Below are 26,921 nucleotides of genomic sequence, written 5' to 3'. Positions count from 1 at the left end.
TCATCTAGTTGATAAATTTGACTTTTCAGCAATAAGCTTAAATTATATACTTTTTCTAAGGTTTTATCCTTTAAGGCATCTGGATTAGCTTTATTTACTTTTTCAGTCAATTCCCTAAGTTGATCGCTATTTAATATGTTTGAAGATAATTCTATAGCCTTTGGTAGCTTTCCAGAAACGCTTACATCTTTATTTGGACTTTGAAGTGTTATTTCTACCTTATTCTTCTCTAAGGAGAGAATAGCTTGCTCTAATGCATTAGCATCATTATCAACTTGCATTTGTGTGGCATTATCATCACTATATGTTGTCTTTGCTACATCTAAAGCTGCCTCTAAGGCTTTTACAGTTTCGTCAGTATATAAGCCTTTTTCTATTGTATCAACTTTTTTAATTTCATTATCCAATTCAGCTTTATTTGCTTTCAAAACTAAACTGTCTATTGCAGCTTCTAATTGTTTCTTTGCATCTAATATTTCTGTACTTGTTGCAGCTTTATCTTCATTAACCTTTGTAATATTATCTAAAGCATTATGATATGCTTCTATACTATTTGGTGTAAAAGAACTTGTATCAATGTCTTTATTTTGATTATAGTATTCCATGAGTTTATCTTTTAAACTTTCGCCATAAACTTCAAACTCCCATAATGAATAACCATATTGTCCGATTGGAACAATTCCTTGCATCCTTACATATCTTCCGGTTACCGGTTCATCATAGTTTAATTCTTTAATACCAGCAACTCCATCAGTGATATGTGATACATCATTCCAATTTTGTCCATCTTCCGAAACTTGAATCTTATATTCTTTACCACATGCACTTTCCCAATTTAATACAACCCTTGAGATATCATATACATCTTCTAAATCCACCTGTATATATTGAGAACTTACATCCTTACCAGGATTATCTTTGCCTCTTTCAGATACCCATCTTGATTGGTAAGTATCCCCTTTATTTTCTATACTTCCATCAAATGCATATTTTGATTCTAAAACGAACTTAGATTTTGGATTTGTGTATTGTGAACTTGCTTTTGAAGGTTTATTTAGAGCAACATTAATTTTATCTTCTTCTTTTGCTTCTCCATAAACTTTAAATTCAAATATATTGATTCCATAATTAGTTCCACTATTCAGCCTTGATTTATGTGAATTAATCTTTACATAACGACCATACACTGATTCACTAAAATTAATTTGATCTATTAAACTCACATCTGTTTTTAACTGCTTCACGCTCTTCCAATTTAAGTTGTCCGATGATACATCAATAGTATAATCATCTGAGCATGCATTTTCCCAGTCAACCTCAATAGCATCAATACGTGAATATTTCGCTAGATCAACAGTTATCCATTCATTATCTGAATTACGATTAGATGCCCATCTGGTAGACGAATCTCCATCAACAGCCAAGTTTCCTACAAAGGTTGGTGCTTTTGTTGACACGGAGCTTGTTATTGTTTGCTTATTTAAGGAGAGAAGTTCCCCTGCATTCATTGCAACCTCTTTGACTTGATAACAAGTTCCACTACTAGTTTTCATAATGATTTTTACATAACTGCACAATCTTCCAATAGTTATTGTTGTCTGCTTACCATCACCTTTTGTAACTGTTGAAACCAAGTCATATTTCTCACCATCTTGTGACGCATAAACTTCATATGAAGTAGCATATTTGTCTCCCCAAGAAATAGTTATGTCTTTCAAATATTTATTTGAACCTGCAAAAAGTGAAATCCATTCTTCACCTTGCCCTTTACTTTCCCAATAGCTATTACTATTACCATCAACTACATTCTTAACACCATGATTTTCCGTAGAACTACTTGCTACATATCTATCATCTTGTCCTTCTGCTAATGTTTGTGATTGACCAGCATAAGGTAATGCTCTTGAGATAAAAGTAGTAGTTGTTTTAACATTATTATAGGATAATCCTACATTTACCATCTTATGAGCTTCATTGTCATTAACAGCCACAGTTATTTGTCTTGTACTTCCTGCTTCATCAATGATAACACTGCAGGCTTGATCTACAGTTATTGTATATCCTTTTTTATATTCTAAAGAGCCTGCCTTATAGAAATTAATTTGTGTTTGTTTTAATCCATCATGTCTAACCGCTTGTACATCCGAATTATTTGCTACAACTGTTATTGGAATGTTGTTTGAATAATTATTTACTTCTGCTTCTGTCTTATTTGGAACAACTATATAAGCATAAGAAGCATTTGTTGGTTTTACACCATGATCAATATAGGCTGTAAAAACAGAATCAGCATTCTTTTTCATATCTTCTGACCATAAGCTTGGAACATTTTTTTGTCCATCATAAGATACTTTAACCTTTGTATCATTTAAGAAAACGTATCCAATCTTATTATTATATATATTCTTTGTTGTATATTCTTTGGCTACTGTTCCTACATTAACTTCCTCACCATTAACTTTTACATTACTAGCTTTACTTTGATTTAAGGTTGTATGAATAGGTGATTCAGTTGTTGAGGAAATATTCGATCCTAACGCCACAAACTCATTGTCAAAGAAGAAATATCCTTTTTGACCTTTAGTATTAGTCTTATCAAATTTGTAAGCAGTTGCTCCATACTTACCATTACTTACACCAATATTAAAAAGTTCATTATTCTCAAAAGTGAATTTACCGCTAATATAATTAGGTGCAGTTGCTCCTGGAGTATGTGTCCAATCAAATACTGGGTATACAGATTTATACTCATCTCCATCTACAGTTATTGTAGAAGATGCAGCTGATGTCCAATAAATCAATTGTTGATTTGGCTTTCCAGCTTCATTCCATGGACCACGCCATTCTCCTCCAATAAGGTTCTTAGAGTCCATCTTTATATTGACACCATATCCATCTCTCATATGTGATGCATATCCAGAACGCCACATATAATAGTTACCATTCTTACCATTCGAATTGCTTTTACCTTCAATGTTATCTAAAATCTTCTGATATTCACTAGCACGTTTAGGATCTGCCTCTATCATTCTCTGTAGCGGAGCAATGTATTCTTCTGAGTAATTATCATATCCTACGTCGTATTTATATGGACGATATCCAAGGTATAATTCCATGATATCCCCTCTAACCGTCCAACTTGTACCATTTATCATGTAGTTTCCCATTCTATCAACAACATCTTGGCTTACTGCAAACTCTGTTCCTTTTAACATATAGATCCAATAACTCATATCCCTAAACATGGTCATTCCGTAACCATTTGAATAGAATTGTCTTCCATGCATATAGTAACTGTTATCAACTTGTACTGCTTCTTTTGTAATATCATCTAACTGGGTTGTTAAACAATAATCTAAATAATTATTAACCATATCTTTTAACTGAGTAGCATCTTCTTTAATAAGAGCATAATAAACATAGTTTTGATCAAACCATAAATTATTTTGACCTGAGCCATATTTAACTGGAGTTTTTTCTAAAAGCTTGTTTAGAATAATATTTAAAGCTTCACTGCTTATACTATCCTCCATAAACACACCGATTCTACCAAAACGTAATTGGGTACCTACTTGGTTCTCCCACCAGTTAGTTGAACTCGGATTTTGAGACCCCCAATAAACAATAGCTTTACTCAATTTATCAGCAGCTTCTTGCTTTTTATAAAGTGAATTTCCTTCTTTGTTATAAGCTATAGCTATAGCTTGCATTCTATCTAATGCTAAATAAGGGGACCATGCTGCTCCATTTGCAGCATTATTTGTGGCTTTATAATCCACATCTGTAAAAGATCCATCCGCCTGTATTAAATTAAGATAATCTCCTGCATGACTTACATAACAAGCCTCTACTTTTGATCCATCATCGATTGTATCAAGCTTCAAAAAGTAATCTTTAATTCTGCTCTTGATTAAATTCATATCATCAACACTTGTTGCTTTGGCAATACTTGTACCATCAAAAACCAGAGTCATGATCATAATTAAAGATAAAACAATCCTACCAAGTTTTTTCATCATATCCTTTCCCTCCAATGATAACATTTACTTTACAATCTTATTCTTCTTTAAATTCACTTGAATTTCAACGAACATTTACTTGAAAACTCAATAAAAAGTTGCTGAAGCAACTTTGTTCAGCGAGCTTTTTTAACCAAGCTACATTAACGAATGTACATAAGGAAAATTTAGCAGACAGATAAGTTTTATTTCTACTATATGGCCATAAAAAACTTAAAAAAACATTAAAATAACTATGGTCAATTATTTTAAATGTTTTATAGTTTACTCCAAAGAAAAAAGAGATTCATTAATCTCTAAGTTTTAACGAATCTCTTTCAACCACTTTTACACTTAATAATTGTGTCATTGGTATATTATCTTTTCTATGTATACGATCAATTAAATTAGAAACAGCAACTTGCCCCATTAACTCCTTTTGTACTTGGACAGTTGTTATTTGGGGAATTGACTTTTCGCATAAAGGAGTATCATCGAAGCCAACCACCCCGATATCCTCTGGAACTTTTATCCCCATATCCTTTAACGCTGATATCACAGCAAATGCGTTGGAATCATTGGCGCAGATCAAAACTTCAGGTAATTCTTTTGACTGTAAAATATTTATAATATCGGAAATTTGATTTGCTAATATGAATTTTTCTATCCCTTTTATAAAAGAATATTTATCAATATAGCTATCTATATTTTGATAATCTGTTATATTGCTTTTAAGAAGCGCCTGCTTATATCCTAAAAATCTATCTTCAAAGCTAAAGGAATAATCTAAATCACCAAAGAAACCTATTTTCTTATAACCCTTTTGGATCACATGATTTGCCACCATATATCCACCTTGCTTGTTATGAGTTAAAACACAGTCACTAGGATCACATAAAGAGGTAAAGTCAACAAGCACCACTGGGACACCAGTTTTCTTCAAAAGCATCAAATTATAATCAGATATTTTTCCAACAACTAAAATCCCAGCTACCTTTCTTTCCAAAATACATTTAGGCATAGCAAATTCAGTATCCTCAAAATAATTCAAAATAGAGAAATAGCCAAAAGCTTTTGCTTGTTCAACGATAGAGCGTAAAACAATAGAATAGAAATGACCTGTATCAGCATAATAGCTCTGCATCAAAATACAAATATTAGTTTTTGATAACACCGATAAATATTGTCTTTTTTGATTTATATACCCCATCTCATCAGCAGTACGTAATATCTCTAATCGCATCTCTTCGCTTACACCAACTTTATCATTTAAAGCTATAGATACAGCATTAATAGAGATTCCTAATCTGTTAGCAATATCTTTCATTGTGACTTTCATAAGCTATTATCCTTTCTTAGCTATGCTTGAAATTAAATAGTTATTCATCCAATGCTTTAATGAGCTTACGCAAAGAATTAATATGATTTTGTCATATTCCATGGCTAAAACTGTAAACTCACTACGTTCGAACAGTACAGTTTATTAACGCCATTCCATCTGAAAAAATCATTTAATTCTAATAGCTCGCTCATATAGCATCTCCTGCATAACCATTTAATTTCAATACTTTTCCTTAACTATGTCTGAAGTAACTTTAATTTTACTAAAAACTAATATATTATAGAGCCCTATGCTATAACTCTTCTCCATTTGTTTTAATAACGTGCTTAAACCAAGCAAAGGATTTTTTCTTGATTCTACGCATATCTTTTAAATCATCATTATCTCTATTTACGTAGATAAAACCATATCTTTTCTTCATTTGAGCACGACTGCTTAAGATATCTACTGGTCCCCATGCAAGATAACCTCTGCAATCAACTCCTTCTCGAACAGCTTCTTTCATTTCTTCAATATGTTTACTCATATAGTCAATTCTATAATCATCCACAATTTGACCGTCTCCATCTATTTGATCATCATATCCAAAGCCATTTTCTACGATATAAATAGGCATTTCATAACGATCATACAACTGCCTTAAAGTGATTCTTAACCCAATTGGATCAACAGTCCAGCCGAACTTAGACATCTCTAAATATGGATTCTTTTTAATCACAACATCATTTACATTGGTTAAGCTTTCTTCTCCATAATGAGATATGGTAGACATATAATAGCTAATAGCCAAATAATCTGTGATCCCTTTCTTTAAAACATCCAAATCACCTTCTAGAATCTCAGGCATTGTTCCTTCGTTCTTCATATTAGCATAATAATAAGAATTATAGTGGCCTCTTGCAAAAACATCTAAAAACACATAAGCTTCACTCTGTGCTTTCATGCTTTCTAAAGTATCCAACGGATGACAGGTTTCTGGATAACTTTGAACGATTGTAGCCATTCCCATAACCTTTCCACCTTGCACATGGATATATTCATTTATTAAACTATGAGCAATCAATGTATTATGCATAATTTGATTATCAAACAGTTGTGCATTAAAACCTTCTGGGCAAATGCTGCCAAAGAACATTTTAGGACCTTTTTGTAATATTCCATTTTGTTCATTAAAGATAATCCAATACTTTATCTTATCCCCATAACGATCAACAATCTTCTTGCATAGTTGTACAAAAATATACATAACCCTGCGACTATAAAAACCATTATATTTTTCATGCAAGTAAACTGGCATTTCAAAATGATAAAGTGTAGGAATAGGCTCCATTCCTCTTTCAATTAAATCGTCTATAAACTTATCATAAAATTCGAAACCTTCTTCATTATAAGTATTTTCATCACTCATCATTCTAGACCAGTCAATAGAGAATCGATAAGCATTAAAGCCCATTTCTTTAAATAAATCAAAATCCTCTTCATATCTATGATAGGAATCAATGCCATCCTTAAAGTCAGAGAACTCTCCTGTTGTCGTCAAATCGCAAACTGCTGGTACCTTTCCACCTTCAGTATAGCCACCTTCACTTTGATGAGCCGTAACCGCTCCACCCCATAAGAAATCTTTTCGTAGCATTTGTCTTTCTCCTTTGAGTTTCATTTATTAAATAATACAATAAGAATCTATATCATATAAATACACATTGTTTATACAAGCTTATTATGTCAATGATTCACTTGAATAGCAACTGTATTTTACTTGAAAAAAGTACTTTTCACTTGAATTATCTTTAAACGTAAAAAAGTCGCTGAAGCCCCCCCTTCTTCAGTGAGCTTTTTTAAAGCATCTGCCTTTCCGAATGTATATGAGGAAACTTACAGGTGAATAAGTCTTATTCTTTTTACTGTTTACCCTGAATAACTGTTCTAAACCCTTGGCATTGCTAGGTTTAGCTTTTAATAAATTTTATAATTTTTTTATTTTTTTGTATAACTACTCTTTACAGTAAAAAAAGCCATCCCAAAGGATGACTTTTAATTAAATATCTTTTATTGATTTGTTGCTGGTGGTGTTGTTGGTGGTGTTGATGTTTGAGTTGCTGGAGGATTTTGAGTTGTTGCCGGAGGTGCTGGAGGTGCCGCAGGTGGAGGTGTAGCTTTCTTTGTTCCTACCTTCATAACTCCATTTACCTTTTGATAATTATCAGTAGCTATATTTTCTCTTGCTATTTCTTTTCCATCTTGATAAGTTACTAAATAGCTCTTTACTTTATAACCAGTAACTGGTTGTTTATCCCATTGAGTTTGACCTTCCATAAGTGAGCTATCATCTACTTTTGATATTGTAGGTTCATACTTTGCTAAAGTATCAGCAAATAATTCATAGGTTTTACCACCCATTCCTGATGCGCTTCCATAAAAATTAACATAAACATTTTTATTGCTTGTATATGATTCTATATATACAGGGAAGTTATATGTATTTTTAAACTTATAGTCTAATGATCCCCAATAAACAGTTGCATCTAATCCTACAGGTGAATAGCTTGTAGGCATAGAATGATTATATCTTTCAGTTGATCTTATACCAGCTCTCATAGCTGCTCTATATAGTGTAGTTGAAACTTGGCATATACCGCCGCCAATACCTTGTTCAACTTTATCTCCTACAAATATGGCTGCATCTTTATAGCCTCTAGCTATAGTTCTTTCTCCAAGAGCTTCATTATAGCTAAATGTATCTCCTGGCATTAAGAGCTTAGCATTTATAAATTTACTTGCTAAGGTTACATTAGCTGATCTTCCTTCGTTTGACGTAGCAAAACTAGTTGAAAATGTTGAAATCTTACCATCTATCTTTTCAAGTTCTGCTTTTTGATACTTAGGTTTAGCTTCTTGTATCGGAGCCTCTACAACCGCCTGTTGCTCAATTTTGCCATTAATGTTAGTTTTGATCAACTTGTCCAATTCTTCGGCATTTACTTTGCGACCAATTTGATCATCAGTAATATTTATTTTACCTCCATTTATGGAGATTTTTGCATCTATAGGATCTTTATTTATTTTGCTCTCAATTTGCTGTTCAAATGCCTTAATCTTACTGTCATCATATTTAAACTCTAGAGGAAGATTTTTATTAGTGCCGTTTTTTATAATATTATTTTTCTGAAATAAACTTAATTTTTTTCCCTCTTCTAAAGCTTTTTGAGCCATTTCTTGAACGTTAAATTGAGGATTTAAATTAGAATAGTCAAGCTCAAAGTTTTGGTCTAATGCCTTAACAACAAGCTTTTTTTGCTTTATTGTATTTGAAAAACTATCTTCTAATAGTTTTACTGCTTCTTCTTTTGTCTTACCCGAAAGATCAACATCATTAACCTTTACACCTTGGTATATCTTATTATCCCATTTTGCAACTTGATTCTTTACAGTCATGGCGTATACACCAGCTCCAGATAATCCAATCACTACTACAGCTACAGTTCCAGCAACTACCAACTTTAACTTCTTATTTTTTCTTACTTCGTTGCTCATATATTTTCTCCTCTCTTATAAATGAACCACCTAAAAGTAATTTGACATATTTTCATCTTATATGAGTAATAGATTATAAATGTTTTCAAATATTTAACAATTAGATTGGTATATCCTTTATGGTACTCCTAATTATACTATAAAAAAAAATAATAATAAATATACTTTTATTGTAAACTTTATATTTAGGTAGAAGTTACAAAGATATTTTATCTTATTATCTATAATGTGATATTTTTTCATTTTTATCATAAAACTTAAAACTTATTATTTAATTATCCACAAATCAGTCTAAGTCTACTGCGAGCTAAGCTTATTTTTTACCTTCACTTGGAAATACAATAACTTTAGATGTATAATCTATAGATGTACCACTTCGAACCGAAATCTATATAGAAAATTTTCTTGGGGGATAAAAAATGAAATTTGATTTAGATGTATTAAAAACTTATTTAATGAGCCTTCTAACAACTCCTAGTCCTACTGGATATACTGATAACATCCGTAAATATGTAATAAACGAACTAGAAAAACTTAATGTTAGTTATACTGTAACCAATAAAGGTGCTATCCTTGTAAGCTTCAAAGGAGAAGATAAAAACTTTGATAGAGTGTTTTCTGGCCATATAGACACTCTCGGTGCGATGGTAAAAGAGATAAAGAGTAATGGTGCTTTAGAACTCACACCAGTTGGTGGCTTTATGATGACATCTATAGACGGTGAAAACTGTACTATAGAAACTTTAGACGGTAACTCTTATACTGGCACTATACAAACTATAAAACCATCAGTTCATATAAGTGGGGATGACGCTAGGGATTTAAAGAGAATCGCTCCAAATATGGAAGTGATACTTGATGAAAAAGTATTTAGCAAAGAGGATACTGAAAGCCTAGGTATAAATGTTGGTGATTTTATTTGCTTTGATTCTAGAGCTACTATAACAGAAAAAGGGTTTGTAAAAAGCAGACATCTTGATGACAAGGCTAGCGTAGCAGTTCTATTAACTGCAATAAAATATATCTCCGAAAAAAATCTTAAACTTCCATACAACACATACTTTTTCATTTCTACTTACGAAGAAGTTGGACATGGTGCTAAAGCAGGATTACCTGAAAACACAAAAGAATTTATAGCTGTGGACATGGGTGCTCCTGGTCCTGGGCAAAATTCCTCTGAATATGCTGTTTGTATATGTGCAAAGGATTCTTCTGGTCCTTATGATTATGACTTAAGAAAAAAAATCATCAATTTATGTAAAGAGAATGATATAAATTATAAGATAGATATATACCCTCACTATGGCTCTGATGCCTCAGCAGCAGTAAATGCAGGATGGGATATAAGAACCGCTTTAATAGGCCCTGGAGTATTTGCGTCCCACGCCTATGAACGAACTCACTTAGATTCACTTGTCGAAACTCTAAAACTAGTATTAAAGTATTCAGAAACTAAATAATCTATATTTGCAGCAAAAAAATGCCCAAATTAATTTGGGCATTTTTTATTAATTCTATAAATTATTCTACTTTTCACCTTCTCCAAATATAAAATAATCTCCATCAAAATAAGTTCCATATTCTAATTGATCATCACTTCTTGTTGGTTGAATTAAAAACTTGTTTCTCTTCTTTGAAAAATCTCCATCAAAGTCAAACGCTTCTATACCTATTTCTATAGGTCTTCCAGCAGGAAGTGTAAATTTGGATTTTGGTATAACATAATAAGTATCGTTTACTCCTACAGTTCCAGCATAGTTACTATTAACAAAAATATTGTATCCTAAAAGATCCTTATCTTTATTCTTTGTCCATGACACATATATATTTTTATTATCAGATCTTGCATAAAGTCCTTTCACATCAGTTGGTGGCATAAGCATATCTATACTATCCGGTCCATAGTTCAAGTCTACTGGTGGAGTAACCCCTGGAATATCTCCACTTTCTGTATATTGCCATATCCTCCATCTCTTCCATCCGCCTATATCTGGTGGTACAGGTGGGTTACCTGCAATTTCTTTATACATAGCAATCCATAGTGGCATATTACTTAGAGGATATCCTTTTCCAGGTATCTTAAAATCATCATATAGATTTACAAAAAATACTCCTGTGTAAAGCATAAGTCTTCTTCTCGTTTTACTCTCAAACCTTTTTCTAAATCTATCTACCCAGTTTACAAGTTGAGTCGTTGTAATAGATTTATTAGTAGGTGCTTCTACATCAAGTACAGGAAATAAGTCTCCATAATCGCCTTGACCAAATCCATCTTGAAGGATTCCTATAAAGGCATCACATTGACTATCTGCTGTAGCATAATCTGCAGAAGGTAATGCATAGTGATATGCACCTACTGGAATGCCTACAGCTCTTGAGCCTCTTGCAAATTCAATAAACTTTCTATCAACTCTAAATCTGCCAGATCCAGATCCAGAAGCTCTAAGATAAAGAAAGTCTACAGTTCTTGCGAGGATAGTAAAATTAACTCCCTCTTTATACTCATTTATATCAGCACCGAAGGTACTAAACATAGTTTTATTTTGCATAGTTCCTCCAACTATAATAATACTCATACCATTAAGATATTAAAGTAGTCCAAGTAACGTTACAAAATAATAAAATTTTCTTTATAATAGTACTCATAATAAATTTAGGTGCTCCTACTACCGATACTTTAATGAACTTCGCAAAGAATTAATATGATTTCTTCCGATTAAATGGCTAAAATTGTATAACTCACTACGTTCGAACAATACAATTTCCTAACGCCATTTAATCTCCAAAAATCATTTAATTCTAATAGCTCGTTCATATAGTATCTCTCGTAGGAACACCTAAATTTATTTAAAGATGTACCATTGTCAAATATAATACTAATCAACATAAAAAACTATAATCTAACCATAACTGAGAACTTTATATCATTACCTCGGCATTCTGCCCATATACGGCCATCATGAAGCTCTACTATATTTTTGCATATGGCAAGTCCAAGACCACTACCGCTAACATTTTCAGAGGTTCTGGATTCGTCTGCTCTATAAAATCTTTCGAATAGTTTTTCAAGTTTCTCTCTTGGTATATTTTCGCCCTTATTTTTTATAGATATAAGTGCATATTCATTTTCTCTTTTTAAGCTTACAGTTATATTGGTATTCTCAAATGAATATTTTATCGCATTTCCCAATAGATTTTCGAAAGCTCTGAGCATTTTACTTACATCAAGATTTGCTTCCAATTTTTCTTCTGTAAAGTCTTTATGTATTCTAAGTCCTCTTTCATCAAAAAGAGGCATAAGTTCCTCTATAAGTTGGGATAAAAACTCATTTAAATTAACTTGTTCTTTATATAAACTTACTCCTTGATTAGTTAATTTTGTATACTCAAAAAGATCTTCCAAAAGTACTTTTATTTTCTCTGATTTATTAAAAGCTATGTTCATATACTCTTTCATCTGATCTTCATTTTCGTACTTACCATCCTTAAGAAGTCCTATATATCCCATTACAGAGGTAAGAGGTGTTCTAAGATCATGAGAAACATTTGTTATAAGTTCATTCTTTGTCTTCTCAGCCTTTCTTTCTGCTTCAATTCTATTCATTATCTCAGAAGCCATATAGTTAATATTTTGCGCTAGATTATTCAGTTCATCTTTCCCTTTTCCATTTATCCTAAAGCTCAAATCACCTGCTGCAATCTTCCTTAAACCTTCTGAAATTTCCTCTATATATTTCATCTTTTTATTTGTTATATATATAAAGCTTGTTACAAATACTACTACTGCAATGATTAAAGCCATTATAGAATCGGATGAATAGGTTTCATTATATTCCATCCTAGCTTGCGGAGTTGCAAAAATAAATAGATAAAGCTTCTCATCTTTTATATTAAGTGGATAAAATATTACAAATTCCTTTCCTTCAGTTCTGTATTGATTGTTATACCTATTAGAATAAGAGTCCATAGCGTATTTTATGGTTGCATAGACATCAACTGAATTTTGGATTACATTCTTAGTTTTGTATACAATCTTACCATCTAAATCCGTTAATATCACTTTTTCATTTGCATTAGCACCATAAAACCTTTCTACACTTTTTTGAATATCACTAGAATTAGCTACAGACAAATCCTTAGTATTTATCAAATAATTAGAAAATCTCTGAGCTCTATCCTGTATTTCACTATCATCATATACAAGGCTAGCCGATTTATAATTATCTCTTAATATATCATTAGATATACCATAACCTAAAAGTGATATCACAAAACAGATTCCAAAAGCAACAACAAGTTCAAATCTAATGCTTTTTTCCATTCTTTCCTTAAAGATCTTAAATACTAGTCTAACTGGCTTCATTATCTTCCAGTTCCATACCCATCTGATAAATCTAAACTTTAGAAACTTTCTACTTCTCAATTTTATATCCTACTCCCCAAACAGTTTTAATATATTTAGGCTTTCTAGGGTTCTCCTCAAGTTTTTCTCTTATCTTTCTTATATGAACCATAACTGTATTATCTGATTGTATAAAGCTTTCATTCCAAACACTCTCATAAATATTTTCAATAGAAAATACCTTCCCCCTATTTTCGGCTAAGAGAGCTAGTATATCGAACTCAATTGGAGTAAGTTTCACTTCTTTACCATTAATATCTATTTGATGAGTTTCTATATTAATTGTTAAATCTTCTATTTCTATAACATTATCTTTCTTTTTCTGAGGACCATTATTGTTTAGCTTAATGTACCTTCTTAGCTGAGATTTTACCCTTGCAAGTAATTCTAATGGATTAAATGGTTTAGTTAGATAATCATCAGCTCCTGTTGTGAGTCCAAAAATCTTATCCATATCCTCACTTTTCGCAGATAACATTATTATAGGTGTATTTCTTTCTTCTCTTATCTTCATACACGCCTCTATACCATCAAGCTTAGGCATCATAACATCTAATATTATTAAGTCAACATCACTTTTTTCTAAAACTTCAAGTGCTTCCTGTCCATCAGAAGCCTTTATTGTGTTATATCCATCGTTTTTAAGATAAATCTCTACTAAATCTCGTATTTCTTTTTCGTCGTCAACGATAAGTATTGTCTCTTTTTCCAATACCTAACACCTACCTCTTCCATAATATTTATAAATCTAACCGTACTTACTGCTAGTATGCCTCCTGCAACTGCATCTATAATCGCATGTTGTTTTACAAATAGAGTAGATAGTATTATAGAAATCCCTACTATTTGAATCATAATTTTGAACCAAGTTTTTAAGTCTTTGTTTTTCCACAGAAATATCATAGTTATTGATGTAGTAAGAACATGTATACTTGGAAAACAATTATATGGTCTATCTATTTCATATATATTTTTTACTAAAATGCTTAAGAAATCATTACCATCAACTATAGGTCTAGGTACTGTAGTTTGAAAAACTAAGTATATACATATGCAAATCAATTCACTTACGCATAAACAAATCACATATTTATAATATTCTCTAGTATTATTGACCAAAAGAAATAAAATAGTAAAGCCAATAAAAACATACCATATATAATATGGAATTATAAATGCCTTAACAAAGGGTATACTTCTATCAATAGAAGTCATGAGACTATGCACATTACCATTAATAGGTTTATTGAAATATTGATATAACACTCCTATAATAAAATATGGTAGAACAAAAAGCGCATGTTTTAACTTATTTCTCATAAAACTCTCCCTAATCTTTATCAAATTAATCTTTTAATTTATATTTTTTACATTGAAATAGTATATAGATGAACCACTTCGTAATAAATTTTATTATTTTCAAATTCTTTTCTCATAAACCTGTGGAGGTTCATCTTTAATTCCACACTATAATATTACTATTAAACATAGTGATTGTACAAACAACTAATTCTATATTCTTATTATACATGTTAATTCTTAATAATTAATTGGGTAAATTCTTAATATTATCTTAATAAGCATTAAAATATCTATATTTATCTAGCTTACAATTTTTATACTTACCTCTATAATAAAAATAGTATGCCATTCATCCAAAAGATGTTAAAAGCCATGACCTCAATAAAAAGTCGCTGAAGCGATCCTTCTTCAGCGACTTTTTTTCCTCATCTTCCTTTTCTGAACGTATGTGAAGAAATTCTGGCGGGCGAATACGATTTATTTTTTTACTGTCTAGCCTAAATAACTCTTCTAAACTTTTGATATTGATAGATTTAGCTTTCAAAAAACTCTATAATTGCACAGACAGTAAAAAAGATCATGGCTTTAGTTTATAAAATTTATCTTTAGCCGCGTTCTTTTATTGAAGTTTCTATTATTAAATCTAACAACTTACTAAAGTCCACATTTTTTCCTGCAGCACTTTTGGGAAAAAGACTATTCTTAGTCATTCCAGGTAATGTATTAACTTCTAATATATACGGGATACCCTCACTAACTATCATATCAACTCTTGCATAAACACTGCATTTGAGAGCATTATAGGTTGCTAGGGCCATTTCTTCAACCTGTTTATGAAGTGTAGGTTCTAATTCTACTATAAACTCATCTGCCCCACCATCTGAATACTTTGATGTGTAATCAAAAAAAGCCGATTTAGGCTTTATGGCAAGCACTGGAAACATCTCTCCATCCAATATAGGACATGTTATTTCGTCACCTTTTATATATTTTTCAATCATAACTTCTTTATCCCATTTTAAAGCCTCAATAACCGCACCCTCAATTTCTGACTTTTCCTTAATTACAAAGGTAGCTACTGATGATCCTCCATTATTAGGCTTTACAACTACTGGATATCCCAGATCATCTATTTTAACATAGTCAATATCCTCTACTGAATTAACATTAAACCAAGATGCAGTTCTTATATCTCTCGATTTTAATATTTTCTTAGTCATATCCTTATCCATACAAACAGCACTACTTAAAGTATCACATCCTGAATAAGGTATTCCCATAGTCTGAAGGACCGCTTGGACCGTTCCATCTTCTCCGAATTTCCCATGTAAAGCTAACAGCGCAAAATCTATGTCTTTGACTTTTGTAAATAAATCTTCTTTAGCATCTATAACTATTGGAATAATTTCATACTTATCCTTATCTAAATTGGCTAATATAGATTGTCCGCTATTCAAAGAAACTTCTCTTTCTGAGGATATTCCCCCCATTATAACTCCGACTCTCATTATAATCCCTCCAAAGAACTTCTTGTTTACTCTTTATTTAAATAACTTTTTGTTATAATCAAACAAAGTTATCTATAGATTATCTAGAATATAATTTTATAAAGAGTAGATAAAAAATAAAATCCTGTTAATTATATCACTATAATTAAATTCCTTAAAGCTATTGTATTTAATTTCCATAAACAACTCTAACTATATACTATGTACGATGGTTCAAAATGATATAAGTTATTTAACATATTTCATATATATCCGAAAACTCAATATTAATTCGTTCAATTCTATTATCCTCATTAGATATTACTATTGGAGTTTCCTCAATTTCTTTGATTCTAGTAATTGGTAGATTTATTATAAATTCACTTCCTTTATTTAAGATACTTTTAGCACTGACCGTGCCTCCGTGTAGCTCAACTAAAGATTTCACTAAAGAAAGTCCTATTCCACTTCCCTCATGCTCTCTTGCTAGAGACTTGTCCACTTGCCTAAATCTTTCAAATATGATATTTATCTGATCTTCTGGAATTCCTCTTCCATCATCTTTTATTACTATCCTTACATTATCCTCAATTTGTTGTACCAATACTAATATTTTTCCATTTGAATCTGTAAACTTAATAGCATTTGATAAAAGATTAAGTATAATTCTTTCAATTTTGTCTGGATCGCAGTAGATATATAACTCTTCTACAAATGTGTCAAATATCACTTCAATACCTTTGTTCTCAGCATAGGTAACAACAGATATAGTTATATCTTCTACAATCTTAATTACATCATATACTCCGCAATTAAGTTTTAAGTACCCAGCATCAATTTTAGTTATATCTATCAAATTGTTTATAAGCCTTAACAATCTGTAACAGTTTTGCCTTAATACATTACTATATTTATCGTAAGGCATCTTCGTTATATCTTCCCTATTCTTATACAAATCCAAAACTTGTATAACAGAGAATATAACATTTATTGGAGTTCTTAGTTCATGAGATATATTTGCAAAAAATTCTGTTTTCAGTTGATCATATTGCAAAGCTTCATCTAGCTTTTTTCTATCCTTTTCATGCTCTTCCTTAAGCTCAACCATTTTCTTCTTTTCAGTAATATCTCTTGCTAAACATATAATCTTTGTAAGTTCACCATCCTCTATTAAAGGTGAATAGTTTACTTCTAAGTATCTAGACTCTCCGTAAAATAAAAATGATATCTCATGGCCCCTAACTATTAACCCTTCATTTAAGTATTTAATTATATTAACTTCACTTTCATAGTCAATATCATCAAATACCTGCTTTAGATATCTATTTAAAATACTCTCTTTACTTTTACCTAAAAGTTCGCACATCGCAGGATTTACATCTGTAATTCTTAAGCTTTTAGAGTCAAGTACATATATCATATCCGGACACATATTGAATATTTCCGAATACTTTCTTTCACTCTCTTTTAATTCTTTCTCAGCTAGCTTCTTATAAGTTATATTCCTAGCGCTTATAATAGCACCATCGATTTTATCTTTTTCTTCCACAGGATTAATAACATAATTCACATAAATATATGTATTCTTACCAGACTTCATTTTACACTCATTTGTGACTATCTTGTTTTTTTCCAAGCATAATCTCATATCTTGCAATACTTGTTCAACATCATTTTCAACCACATTATGTACCCAAGGTACCCGCTTATAATCTTCATATTTCCCACCAAAGAGGTTAGTATAAGAAGGAGAACAATAATCTATCCTTCCTTCTATATCAATCTTACATATCAAGTCATGAACACTATCTGTGATTTGTCTAAACTTTTTCTCACTCTTCTGTAGCTGCAATGACATATCTATATAGCTAGTGTTATCATTCATGACCCCTAAATAGAAGATATCTTCATCTGTATCAAACTCATTTATATATGTATTAAAGTAAAAAATCTTCCCATCCTTACCAATTAACTTACTTTCTCCGCTCCATTGTTTTTCCATATCTATAACTTTATTAATTTTATTTAAAGAATGATTTTTTCTGTTTGGTAAAATATCATTAATATTTTTTCCCTCTACTGGTTCATCACTATAATTTTCCCTAATAAATTCATCAGCAGCTACATTAGTAAAACGTATCATTCCTTGCTTATCTAAAATAAAAATAACACTTGGCATCTCCTGTAATATCTTGTAATACTTAAGCATGTCACTTCTAAATACATTAGTATTATCTATTATTTTTTTTGCATCTAAATATTTATTTTTTAGACAAACACCTATACCGATCATAACTGTTGAAATAGATAGAATATAGAAGATATCAGAAAAATAGATAAGTGCAGTTCTCTGTCCTAAATCACAGAATGTATAAACATGATTAAAAAATTCAAACATAGTTGAAGCAATAAAAAACCTCATAATAGAGTCTTGGTATTCTTTTTGCTTTCTAATCAACACAACGGCTAGAACAAGAATTCCAAGAAGATCTATTATCGTAACTACTGATCTCCAATATATACTCCTGTCACTTAAATATCCATATAAGAATTTTATATCTATATAGTAAAATACTACTCCTATAAAGAAACTCAAAACAGCATATATACACATGCTTTCTCTACTTATATGTTTAAGTTCTTTATTGTGATAAAGAAAGTAAATAAAGCCAACAGTAACTATAAAACTGATTATATTATATCTTGTAGATAAAAAAGCTTGATTATATATACTAATTAAGCCGTTACCATTACTCATAAGTTCAATACATTCAATAAACTTTATACCAAATAAAGTCATAGTGCTTAATCCGATAAATAATATATAACTTTTTTTTGATACTTCAAAGTATATTAAAATCATAAATGCTACTATAAAAGTGATTATAGTCTCTGCTGGTATCATACCATCTATATAAGATTTGGATATTTTAATATCTATATTAGAACCATATTCTAAAAGAATTAGAAAAATAAATCCTATATAAATACTAAAATATGATAGATTCTTCTCTGCATTTTTATGATTCATACTTGTTATCCTTCCATAATAATTTATAGATTTTCATTACTTATATCTCTTGATACAATAATCTTGCCCATGATATTACCTTCTTCAAAAATGAAATCAGCAATTGACTCAGCAAGAATATATTTTCCATTATTCTTTCTTATTCTATGAACTATAGGTGTAGTGTGGCTTTTTTCTAAGTTAATGAGCACCCTAGCTTTTAATATTTCTTCCGGATGAGTTATAGTAAAAAAACTAGCTCCAACTACCCGCTCTTCTTCAAGTTCAGATAGCGAGTAGAATCTTTTTGATGCGTAATTTATTCTTCCATATACATCTACTAAAAATAATATTTCTTGTAAATTATCTTCAATATCCATATATGACTGGATAAAGCTATCAACGTTTTTCGAATAACTTTTCATCATATTTCCAACCTTTTCATCTATAGAAACTTTATTTATTATACTATTATTTGTATAACAATCCCTAACCAAATCGGACTTTTCACTTATTAATCTCTTAGATGAAATCTTCAAATAGACTGTCCCAGTAATTAGTAAAGAGAGCATGACAACTTCAGCCGCAACTATAAAGACTGAATTTTGCACCTGCGAATAGTAGGCATAATACTTTGCAAAGATAGGCAGCAAAGTTGAATATATCAATAAATTTGAAAAATCTTCTCTATTGTTTATGTTATATATTATTGAAATTATGACCACAAATGAATTTACTAACAAAGTATTTATATATGTTATTACAATTTTTTGCTCAGACAAATTCAAGCATCGAGGCAATATTATATAGATATCCACGAAAGTGGTACATATTCCTAGCACTAATCCAATTAAAAGCAGTAACCTATTTTTGTTCCTTGTCTGAAAAAGCTTAGTTCTACTATACATTAATGCAAACAATATAATTATAGGTCTTAAGATAAGCCCTATAGCAAATGGGTAGCTAACAATACTTTCAATAAGATTACTGTTGGCTCCACCTATATTTAAGTTCATAAAAACTTGTCTAAACATAAATTCAAAACAAAAATACATATAACTAAACCAAATAGCTATAGGTATTGGTCTCTCTTCATATGAAAGATATTTAAAACATGCATACAAAAAAAATAAAGATATTATTACTATTGCAACCTTAAGTATATCTACCACTTCATGAAAATTGTAAAATTTATATCTTTCTAAAACCCTTAAAGATATGGCAAATAATATGATTAACAAAAAAATTATCCTTGTATTAATTTTTACATATTTAGATATTTTTTTGTGTATATGTAGAAAATAGCCCATATTATTATCCACCTATTATAAAAATTGTAATTTACTAATTAATTATACTATCAATTATCATTTTTTTAAAATTTAATTATCGCAATTATCGATATATAGTTGTATTTTTTTATTTAAATTTATCAGGGTTTTTAATTAAATAATAATGCATAAAATAAATGCTTATAAAATCCTTCACATTCTCTATAAAAGTACAGAAAAAAATCACATTTTTATTAATAATGTATATTTTTGTAGCATTTTTTGAAAAGTTTCTGGAATCATTGAAATATCTGGGTTAAGCTAACTTGAATTTTTTATTTTTTTGTATAACTGGTCTTTACAGTAAAAAAGCTAACGATCCATATCTGATCATTAGCTTTTTCTTTAAATTTTACCATTATATGGACGTACCAATTCATAAAGTTTATATTTTCAAATTCTCCGCTCAGAACCCAGAGGAGTTTTGAAAAAAGTTTTTAGATCGAAGTGGTACATCTATAATACTTACACATATGTTTTATAGGGCATACTTCACATTTAGGATTTCTAGCAATACAACATCTTCTACCATGAAATATTAATAAATGATGAGCCAAAGACCATTCTTTCTTTGGAAGCTCTTTTTGAAGCTGTAGCTCAACATCATACACATTCTGTGAATCGGCAAGGCCAATTCTATTAGAAACTCTAAACACATGAGTATCTACTGCAATTGACGGAACTCCAAATGCATTAGAAAGCACTACATTAGCAGTTTTCCTACCAGCTCCAGCAAGAGAAGTTATACCTTCCATAGTATCCGGTACTTCTCCATTAAAATTTTCTTTAAGCTGCCTACACATCATCATTATATTTTTAGCTTTATTTCTATAAAGTCCTATCTGTTTTATCCTATCTTCTAATTCTTCTTGAGATATAAGCAAAAAGTCATCTACCGTAGGATATTTCTCAAACAAATCTTTCGTTACTTCGTTTACTTTTTTATCAGTAGTCTGAGCTGAAAGTATGGTAGCTACAAGAAGTTGAAATGGCGTCCCATAATCAAGTTCACACTTAGCATCAGGATACTGTTCTTTTAGTAGTTCCAGTATATTTTTCGTGCTTTTCTTCATTTTGTACCCTCCATTTATGAACCCATAATTATATTGATTAGTTCCTCTAGATTTAGTGTAAATTTAAATATATACAATCAAAATAGTAGCTTAAAATTAATGTGTTACACTGGAGATACTATATGAGTGAGCTATTAGAATTAAATGATTTTCGGAAATGGAATAGCGTAAGGATTTTGTATTGTCCGAACGTAGTGAGTTATACAATTTTAGCTATTCCATTGTAGAAAATCATATTAATTCTTTGCGAAACTCATCAAAGTATCGGAGGAGTGACACATTAATTTTAGTAAAACGCTTATTGAAATCTATTCCTTAAGCTTTTCAATCATTAGTTTATACTGCTCTAAATATGGAGAGTTAAGTTCTTCATTTGCAATATCCTTGTTTTGGAACAAAGCCTTCCGTATAAGAGCGTTCCTTCTTAAAACATTTTTGCCTCTCCATCCACAGGAGGTTATTTTAAAACTACTTTTAAAGTCTGAATTAGATATACTTATTATGTTATCCACATCATCATAATTCATAAAATTCATAGGATAAAACTCTTTTATATGCGAAAACTCTTTTCCTCTATTAAACGGACACTTCTTTTGACAACTATCACAACCAAATACTCTTCCATTCATTAGTTTTGCAAATTTATCGTCTATCTCCTTTTTCTGTGTTATGTAAGACATACATATATTAGGATTCTTCTTTTTTTTATTAATTGATCTTGTAGGACATTCTTCATAACAAATCTCGCAACTACCGCACTTAGTAAAATATTTTATATCATTAAAAATACGATTTGTAGACTCTGGAATATCCAGATCTGTTATTATTTCACCTAAAAAAACATATGATCCATACTTTTCAGTTATAATCATATTGTTTTTACCAATAAACCCTACCCCTGATAGATATGCAATATATCTTTCAGGTAATGTATTGCTGTCTGTAAATGCAACTGCTCTTCCACCTAATTCATTGATAAAAGCTACTATTTTTTCTAGATAACTATGTACTACAGTATGGTAATCCATCCCTCTAGTATAAACAGAAAATCCATTTTCTATATAATCCGCATTATGAAGATAAGGGAAAGCTATAGATATTATAGTCTTCCCCTCACTCATATAATGATTTGGATTTATTCTTTTTTCTATATCTGTTTCTTCAAATTCATTTTCTATACCTTGTAATTTTCTTTCAGTATAAAACTCTCTTAATTCATGGAAAGTTCTACACTTAGTAAAACCAACAGTATCTAATCCCAAATTCATACAAAACTTTTTTATTTCAACTGATAGATTCATAAACTAAATCACCATATCATTATATATTTTCTTTCTTCTACCTCTAAAATCTTCTATCTCGATTATAGGTAAATTTCTTACAATAAATCTTGCTGGTATACCCACAGCGGTTGCACCAGCTGGTATATCTGTAAGCACCACCGAGTTAGCGCCAATTTTCACATCATTTCCTATATTTATAGGCCCTAGAACCTTAGCCCCTGTTCCTATAACCACATTATCACCAACTGTAGGGTGCCTTTTACCTTTATCTTTTCCAGTGCCTCCAAGGGTAACCCCATGATATATGACAACATCGTTACCTATAACACTAGTTTCTCCGATAACCACTCCCATACCATGATCTATAAACAAACCTCTTCCTATTTGAGCACCTGGATGTATCTCTATACCTGTAAAAAGTCTTACTACTTGAGATATTAATCTTGCTATAAAGAACATCTTCCTTTTATAAAACCAACTAGATACTCTGTGCCCATTTACTGCATGAACACTTGGATAAAGTAGTAAAACTTCAAGCCAACTTCTTGCTGCTGGATCATTTTCAAGTATCTTTTTTATATCGTACCTAAGGTTCTTAAACACCTATTATCACACCTTTATATTATTCATATAGGCCCATTGAAAGATATTTTTCTCCTCCATCTGGTGCTACTACTAATATTTTTTTATCTGGACCATATTCCTTAGCCAGTTCTAAAGCAACATGAAGCGCACCACCTGATGATATGCCTATAAGTACGCCTTCGTTAGCTCCAAAGTTTCTAGCAGCTGCAAAGGAATCTTCCTCTTTAACTTGAACAACTTTATCAACTACTGCACTGTTATATATCTCTGGAATGAACCCTGCGCCTATACCTTGAATCTTATGTGGTCCAGGTGCTCCTCCTGAAATTACTGGGGATTTTTCTGGTTCAACCGCAACTACTACAACGTCACTCTTTAATTCTTTTAATTTCTTACCAACACCTGATATTGTTCCGCCTGTACCAACTCCAGCAACAAATACATCTATGTCTGGTAAATCCTTAAGTATTTCTTCAGCTGTAGTTGCATAGTGCTTTTCTGGATTAGCTACATTTAAGAATTGTTGTGGCATAAAATATCCATTTTCTTTTACTAATTCTTCTGCCTTTGCTATAGCACCTTTCATTCCCTTAGCGCCTTCTGTTAATACAAGTTCAGCTCCATAAGCTTTTATTAAGTCTCTTCTTTCCTTACTCATTGTCTCAGGCATTACTATTACAACTTTATATCCTTTTAATTTTCCAATCATAGCTAATGCTATTCCAGTATTACCGCTTGTAGGTTCTACTATAGTATCTCCAACTTTTAATAGCCCTAAAGCTTCAGCTTTTTCTATCATACCGTATGCAGCTCTATCTTTAACACTTCCGCCTGGATTAAACTTTTCAAGCTTCACGTATACCTGAGCTGAATTTTCTCCTGTTAAAGTATTTACTTTTAATACTGGTGTGTTTCCAAGCAATTCTAATGCATTATTAAATAACATATATCTAACCTCCAAATATTATATTTATTATTTTATTAATTATCTTATTTTTTAATTTATCCACAGACTTTTATTCTTTATTTTGCAATAACTATTCTTTATCTTATATAAAAATTAGTTATCTACAACCTTTTAATTGAATAAAGAATAAAAAAAACTTCATCCCTTATTAGAGACGAAGATATTCGCGTTTCCACTCTACTTAGATCAAAATGATCTCACTCACGATAAGCACTAGCATGCTTTCTTGCTATAACGGGCATCCCGGGATCGCCTACTAAAACTTTCAGCTACCTGCTCCAAAGCGCACTTCTCATAAAATCTAAGTAGAAGATTCACACCATCTCTTCCTCTCTGAAACCTTCATTTATGATACTTTTCTTTTTCTTTGCATTTAATGTTGAGTATTTTGATATGTTTAGTCTTAATTTCATTATATGCTAATTGCATTAAATGTCAACAATAATTTTATATAAATTTAAACCGCTTTTTTTGCTTTCTTTTTCCAGATAGGCAATAAAAATTCATCTACAATATCATGAATTAAAACCATACCTACAAGCTTATCATCTTCGTCTACTACAGGAACAGATAGTAGATCATATTTAGTTATGAGTTCTATAGCATCCTCTATATGGAAATCAGGCTTAAATTTTAATATATTCTTATCCATTATATCCTGCAGCTTAATTTCTCTGCCATTCATAACTAACTGTCTTATAGTCACTGCCCCTTGAAGCCTTTCATTTTCATCAGTTATATATACAGAATGCATAACTTCCTCATCAGGTTGCATCTCTCTTAACAAATCTATAGTTTCTTCAATTGTGACATCTATATTAAAGGATATAAAATCTTTATTCATTATACTACCAACAGTTTCATCTTCGTAACCTAATAGTTCTTTTACCTCCTCAGCATCTTCTGATTCTAAAGATACTAAGATTTTTTCTCTTTCTTCTTCATTAAGCTCATCTAATAAATCTGCAATTTCATCATTTGGCATATTTTCAAGTATTTCTGCTGTCTTTGATACACTTAAATCTCTTATTATAGACCCCTTAAACTCTGGTTCTATCTCTTCGAGAGCATCAGCTACTAAGTCATCATCCAGATTTTCAAATACTTGTTTTCTCTGCTTATCATCAAGTTCTTCTAATATATCGGCCAAATCAGCTGGATGTAAATTTGATAACTTTTTATAAGGTACCGAAAGCTGTAAACTATCATTTATTAGTTCTAACGTTTCTACATCATCCCACATTAGTGCTTGATCAGTAGTTTCTTGTTTCATAAACTTAAGCATCATTTTTCCGAAGCTTTCTAATCCAACTCTCCTATATCTTGCAATTTGACCAGCTTCAACAGCTACAACCCTATACTCACCTGCAATTTCTGCAATTCTTAAATCATTCACTCTAACTACCTTTTTTCCGTTTATATCAACTATCTTTTTATCTAAAAGGTTTTGTGTAAGCAAATAAGTATATTTTCTTGGCAATATCTCCTTACTTCCTCTGGTCTCAATTCTTATCTTACTGCTATCCTTTATATAAACATCTACGTTTCTAAATTCATAATCAAATACTGAGCCATCTCTCTTTATCTTATATCCAATAATTCTTGGATACCCATCCTCTGTAGTAACATAAACATCCTTTAAGATACCAAGTACATCATCAAACTCATCGTAGATCTTTTTATTTAGTATAGAACTATAAAGAAATACAGACAATCTTTTCATCATTCTAACCTCCCTCAATATCCAATAAGGGCTTTAGCTAGAGCATACACAAGGTTCATGATAAATTTCGCTGAAGCCACTCATTGAAGATTACTTTATTTAATTTTTTTTGCGACCTACTATGAGGGCCACCCTCCATTTAATTTCACCACCCTGATAACAATTTATTTATTGTTAAATCTTCATTATAATTACAGGCCAATAAGGTTAACTTACTAAAAAAAACCATTAACATTAGAGATATCTCTATGCTTTAATAGCCTTTCGTATAGTAGTAAATCAGTATTCTAGATCATAACTAGTGTCATAAAAATAGAAAAAGGCCCTATAAGGCCTCTAAAATTCAACTTAATATCTTAATATCATTACGTTGAGTTTTAGCACTACAAAACTTAAGACCAAGTGGTCTAGCTACATTAAGTTATACCTTGCTTCGATAAAACCTGTTGACCCATTGGCATCTCTCGATGTTTCCGGGCAGTAGCGTGCATTCTTGTAGGAGCCTCACCTAACAATGAAATATTCACTTTCTATAATATATTATATTACTTTAGGTCCAAAATGCAACCTAAAATCTCCAAATTTACAATATGAATTTGTTTATCATCTATTTTTACAAAATTTCGCAGGAATTCTCCGTTTTACTTTATATTCTTCCATTTGACTTATTCCACTTTTATTTTATTGGGCATTATGATAATATAACTTAGTGATATGAAAAAATCGCTAATGCCACTAAAAAATAAAAATACACTAATTTGATATACATAATGCAAAATAGATTTATATTTTTCATTTTTTATAATTAGTCTACCTATATGTACTACTTTTTAGATTTGGAGTTAATGTAGCACAGACCCTAAATTTAAAGACATCTCATAACA

Annotated in this window: 17 protein-coding genes, 1 riboswitch and 1 other annotated feature; of the genes, 1 reads left to right on the top strand and 16 read right to left on the bottom strand. The window is 30.9% G+C overall.

What is annotated here, in order from left to right:
- The 4 genes from JHL18_RS25700 to JHL18_RS25685 all read right to left on the bottom strand — a co-directional run.
- Positions 1-4,019 (bottom strand): discoidin domain-containing protein (locus JHL18_RS25700; RefSeq protein ID WP_200274621.1); only part of this gene is annotated, 4,019 nt, incomplete at its 3' end.
- A 289-nt stretch (positions 4,020-4,308) separates the two neighbouring features.
- Positions 4,309-5,337: a LacI family DNA-binding transcriptional regulator gene (locus tag JHL18_RS25695; RefSeq protein WP_200274620.1), complete on the bottom strand. Its 1,029-nt coding sequence runs from the start codon at positions 5,335-5,337 to the stop codon at positions 4,309-4,311.
- A gap of 295 nt (positions 5,338-5,632) precedes the next feature.
- The gene (locus tag JHL18_RS25690) at positions 5,633-6,976 is read right to left on the bottom strand and encodes a glycoside hydrolase family 1 protein (RefSeq protein ID WP_200274619.1); all 1,344 of its coding nucleotides are present in this window, start codon (positions 6,974-6,976) and stop codon (positions 5,633-5,635) included.
- A 413-nt stretch (positions 6,977-7,389) separates the two neighbouring features.
- Positions 7,390-8,874 carry a VanW family protein gene (locus tag JHL18_RS25685; RefSeq protein WP_200274618.1) on the bottom strand — a complete coding sequence of 495 codons (1,485 nt, stop codon included), beginning with the start codon at positions 8,872-8,874 and terminating at the stop codon, positions 7,390-7,392.
- A 419-nt stretch (positions 8,875-9,293) separates the two neighbouring features.
- On the opposite strand from JHL18_RS25685, the gene JHL18_RS25680 reads away from it, so the two are divergent.
- Positions 9,294-10,334 (top strand): M42 family metallopeptidase, encoded by a 1,041-nt coding sequence (locus tag JHL18_RS25680; protein WP_200274617.1) that lies wholly within the window; start codon positions 9,294-9,296, stop codon positions 10,332-10,334.
- Between the two features lie 66 nt (positions 10,335-10,400).
- Here JHL18_RS25680 and JHL18_RS25675 read toward each other — a convergent pair whose 3' ends face one another.
- The 12 genes from JHL18_RS25675 to JHL18_RS25620 form a co-directional block, all read right to left on the bottom strand.
- Entirely contained in the window at positions 10,401-11,423 is a 1,023-nt protein-coding gene (locus JHL18_RS25675) for a glycoside hydrolase family 25 protein (RefSeq protein WP_200274616.1), read from the bottom strand.
- A gap of 344 nt (positions 11,424-11,767) precedes the next feature.
- Positions 11,768-13,297, bottom strand: coding sequence for a sensor histidine kinase (locus JHL18_RS25670; protein ID WP_243278169.1), 1,530 nt, complete (start codon positions 13,295-13,297; stop codon positions 11,768-11,770).
- Positions 13,287-13,988 (bottom strand): response regulator transcription factor, encoded by a 702-nt coding sequence (locus tag JHL18_RS25665; RefSeq protein WP_200274615.1) that lies wholly within the window; start codon positions 13,986-13,988, stop codon positions 13,287-13,289. Before JHL18_RS25665 ends, JHL18_RS25670 begins: the two co-directional genes overlap by 11 nt.
- Positions 13,934-14,596 carry a phosphatase PAP2 family protein gene (locus tag JHL18_RS25660; RefSeq protein ID WP_200274614.1) on the bottom strand — a complete coding sequence of 221 codons (663 nt, stop codon included), beginning with the start codon at positions 14,594-14,596 and terminating at the stop codon, positions 13,934-13,936. Before JHL18_RS25660 ends, JHL18_RS25665 begins: the two co-directional genes overlap by 55 nt.
- Positions 14,597-15,183: 587 nt before the next feature.
- On the bottom strand, positions 15,184-16,086 hold the full coding sequence (locus tag JHL18_RS25655) for a D-alanine--D-alanine ligase (protein WP_200274613.1): 903 nt from the start codon (positions 16,084-16,086) through the stop codon (positions 15,184-15,186).
- Between the two features lie 232 nt (positions 16,087-16,318).
- Complete coding sequence (locus JHL18_RS25650) at positions 16,319-19,096, bottom strand: sensor histidine kinase (RefSeq protein ID WP_200274612.1); 2,778 nt, start codon at positions 19,094-19,096, stop codon at positions 16,319-16,321.
- Between the two features lie 23 nt (positions 19,097-19,119).
- On the bottom strand, positions 19,120-20,316 hold the full coding sequence (locus JHL18_RS25645) for a PAS domain S-box protein (RefSeq protein ID WP_207753118.1): 1,197 nt from the start codon (positions 20,314-20,316) through the stop codon (positions 19,120-19,122).
- Between the two features lie 527 nt (positions 20,317-20,843).
- Positions 20,844-21,479 (bottom strand): endonuclease III, encoded by a 636-nt coding sequence (gene nth, locus JHL18_RS25640; RefSeq protein ID WP_200274610.1) that lies wholly within the window; start codon positions 21,477-21,479, stop codon positions 20,844-20,846.
- 308 nt (positions 21,480-21,787) lie between these two features.
- On the bottom strand, positions 21,788-22,780 hold the full coding sequence (gene queG, locus JHL18_RS25635; RefSeq protein ID WP_200274609.1) for a tRNA epoxyqueuosine(34) reductase QueG: 993 nt from the start codon (positions 22,778-22,780) through the stop codon (positions 21,788-21,790).
- A 3-nt stretch (positions 22,781-22,783) separates the two neighbouring features.
- On the bottom strand, positions 22,784-23,365 hold the full coding sequence (gene epsC, locus JHL18_RS25630) for a serine O-acetyltransferase EpsC (protein ID WP_200274608.1): 582 nt from the start codon (positions 23,363-23,365) through the stop codon (positions 22,784-22,786).
- A 19-nt stretch (positions 23,366-23,384) separates the two neighbouring features.
- On the bottom strand, positions 23,385-24,293 hold the full coding sequence (gene cysK, locus JHL18_RS25625) for a cysteine synthase A (protein ID WP_200274607.1): 909 nt from the start codon (positions 24,291-24,293) through the stop codon (positions 23,385-23,387).
- 168 nt (positions 24,294-24,461) lie between these two features.
- Positions 24,462-24,691, bottom strand: a binding site (T-box leader).
- 80 nt (positions 24,692-24,771) lie between these two features.
- Positions 24,772-26,037: a magnesium transporter gene (locus JHL18_RS25620; protein WP_200274628.1), complete on the bottom strand. Its 1,266-nt coding sequence runs from the start codon at positions 26,035-26,037 to the stop codon at positions 24,772-24,774.
- A 357-nt stretch (positions 26,038-26,394) separates the two neighbouring features.
- Positions 26,395-26,560: riboswitch (M-box (ykoK) riboswitch) on the bottom strand.
- Positions 26,561-26,921: the final 361 nt, after the last annotated feature.

Source organism: Clostridium yunnanense (assembly GCF_016595795.1).
In the GTDB taxonomy this organism is placed as follows: Bacteria; Bacillota; Clostridia; order Clostridiales; family Clostridiaceae; genus Clostridium_AR; species Clostridium_AR yunnanense.
Note: the sequence above shows the minus strand (reverse complement) of the source record. Positions and strands in the feature narration are given on the sequence as shown.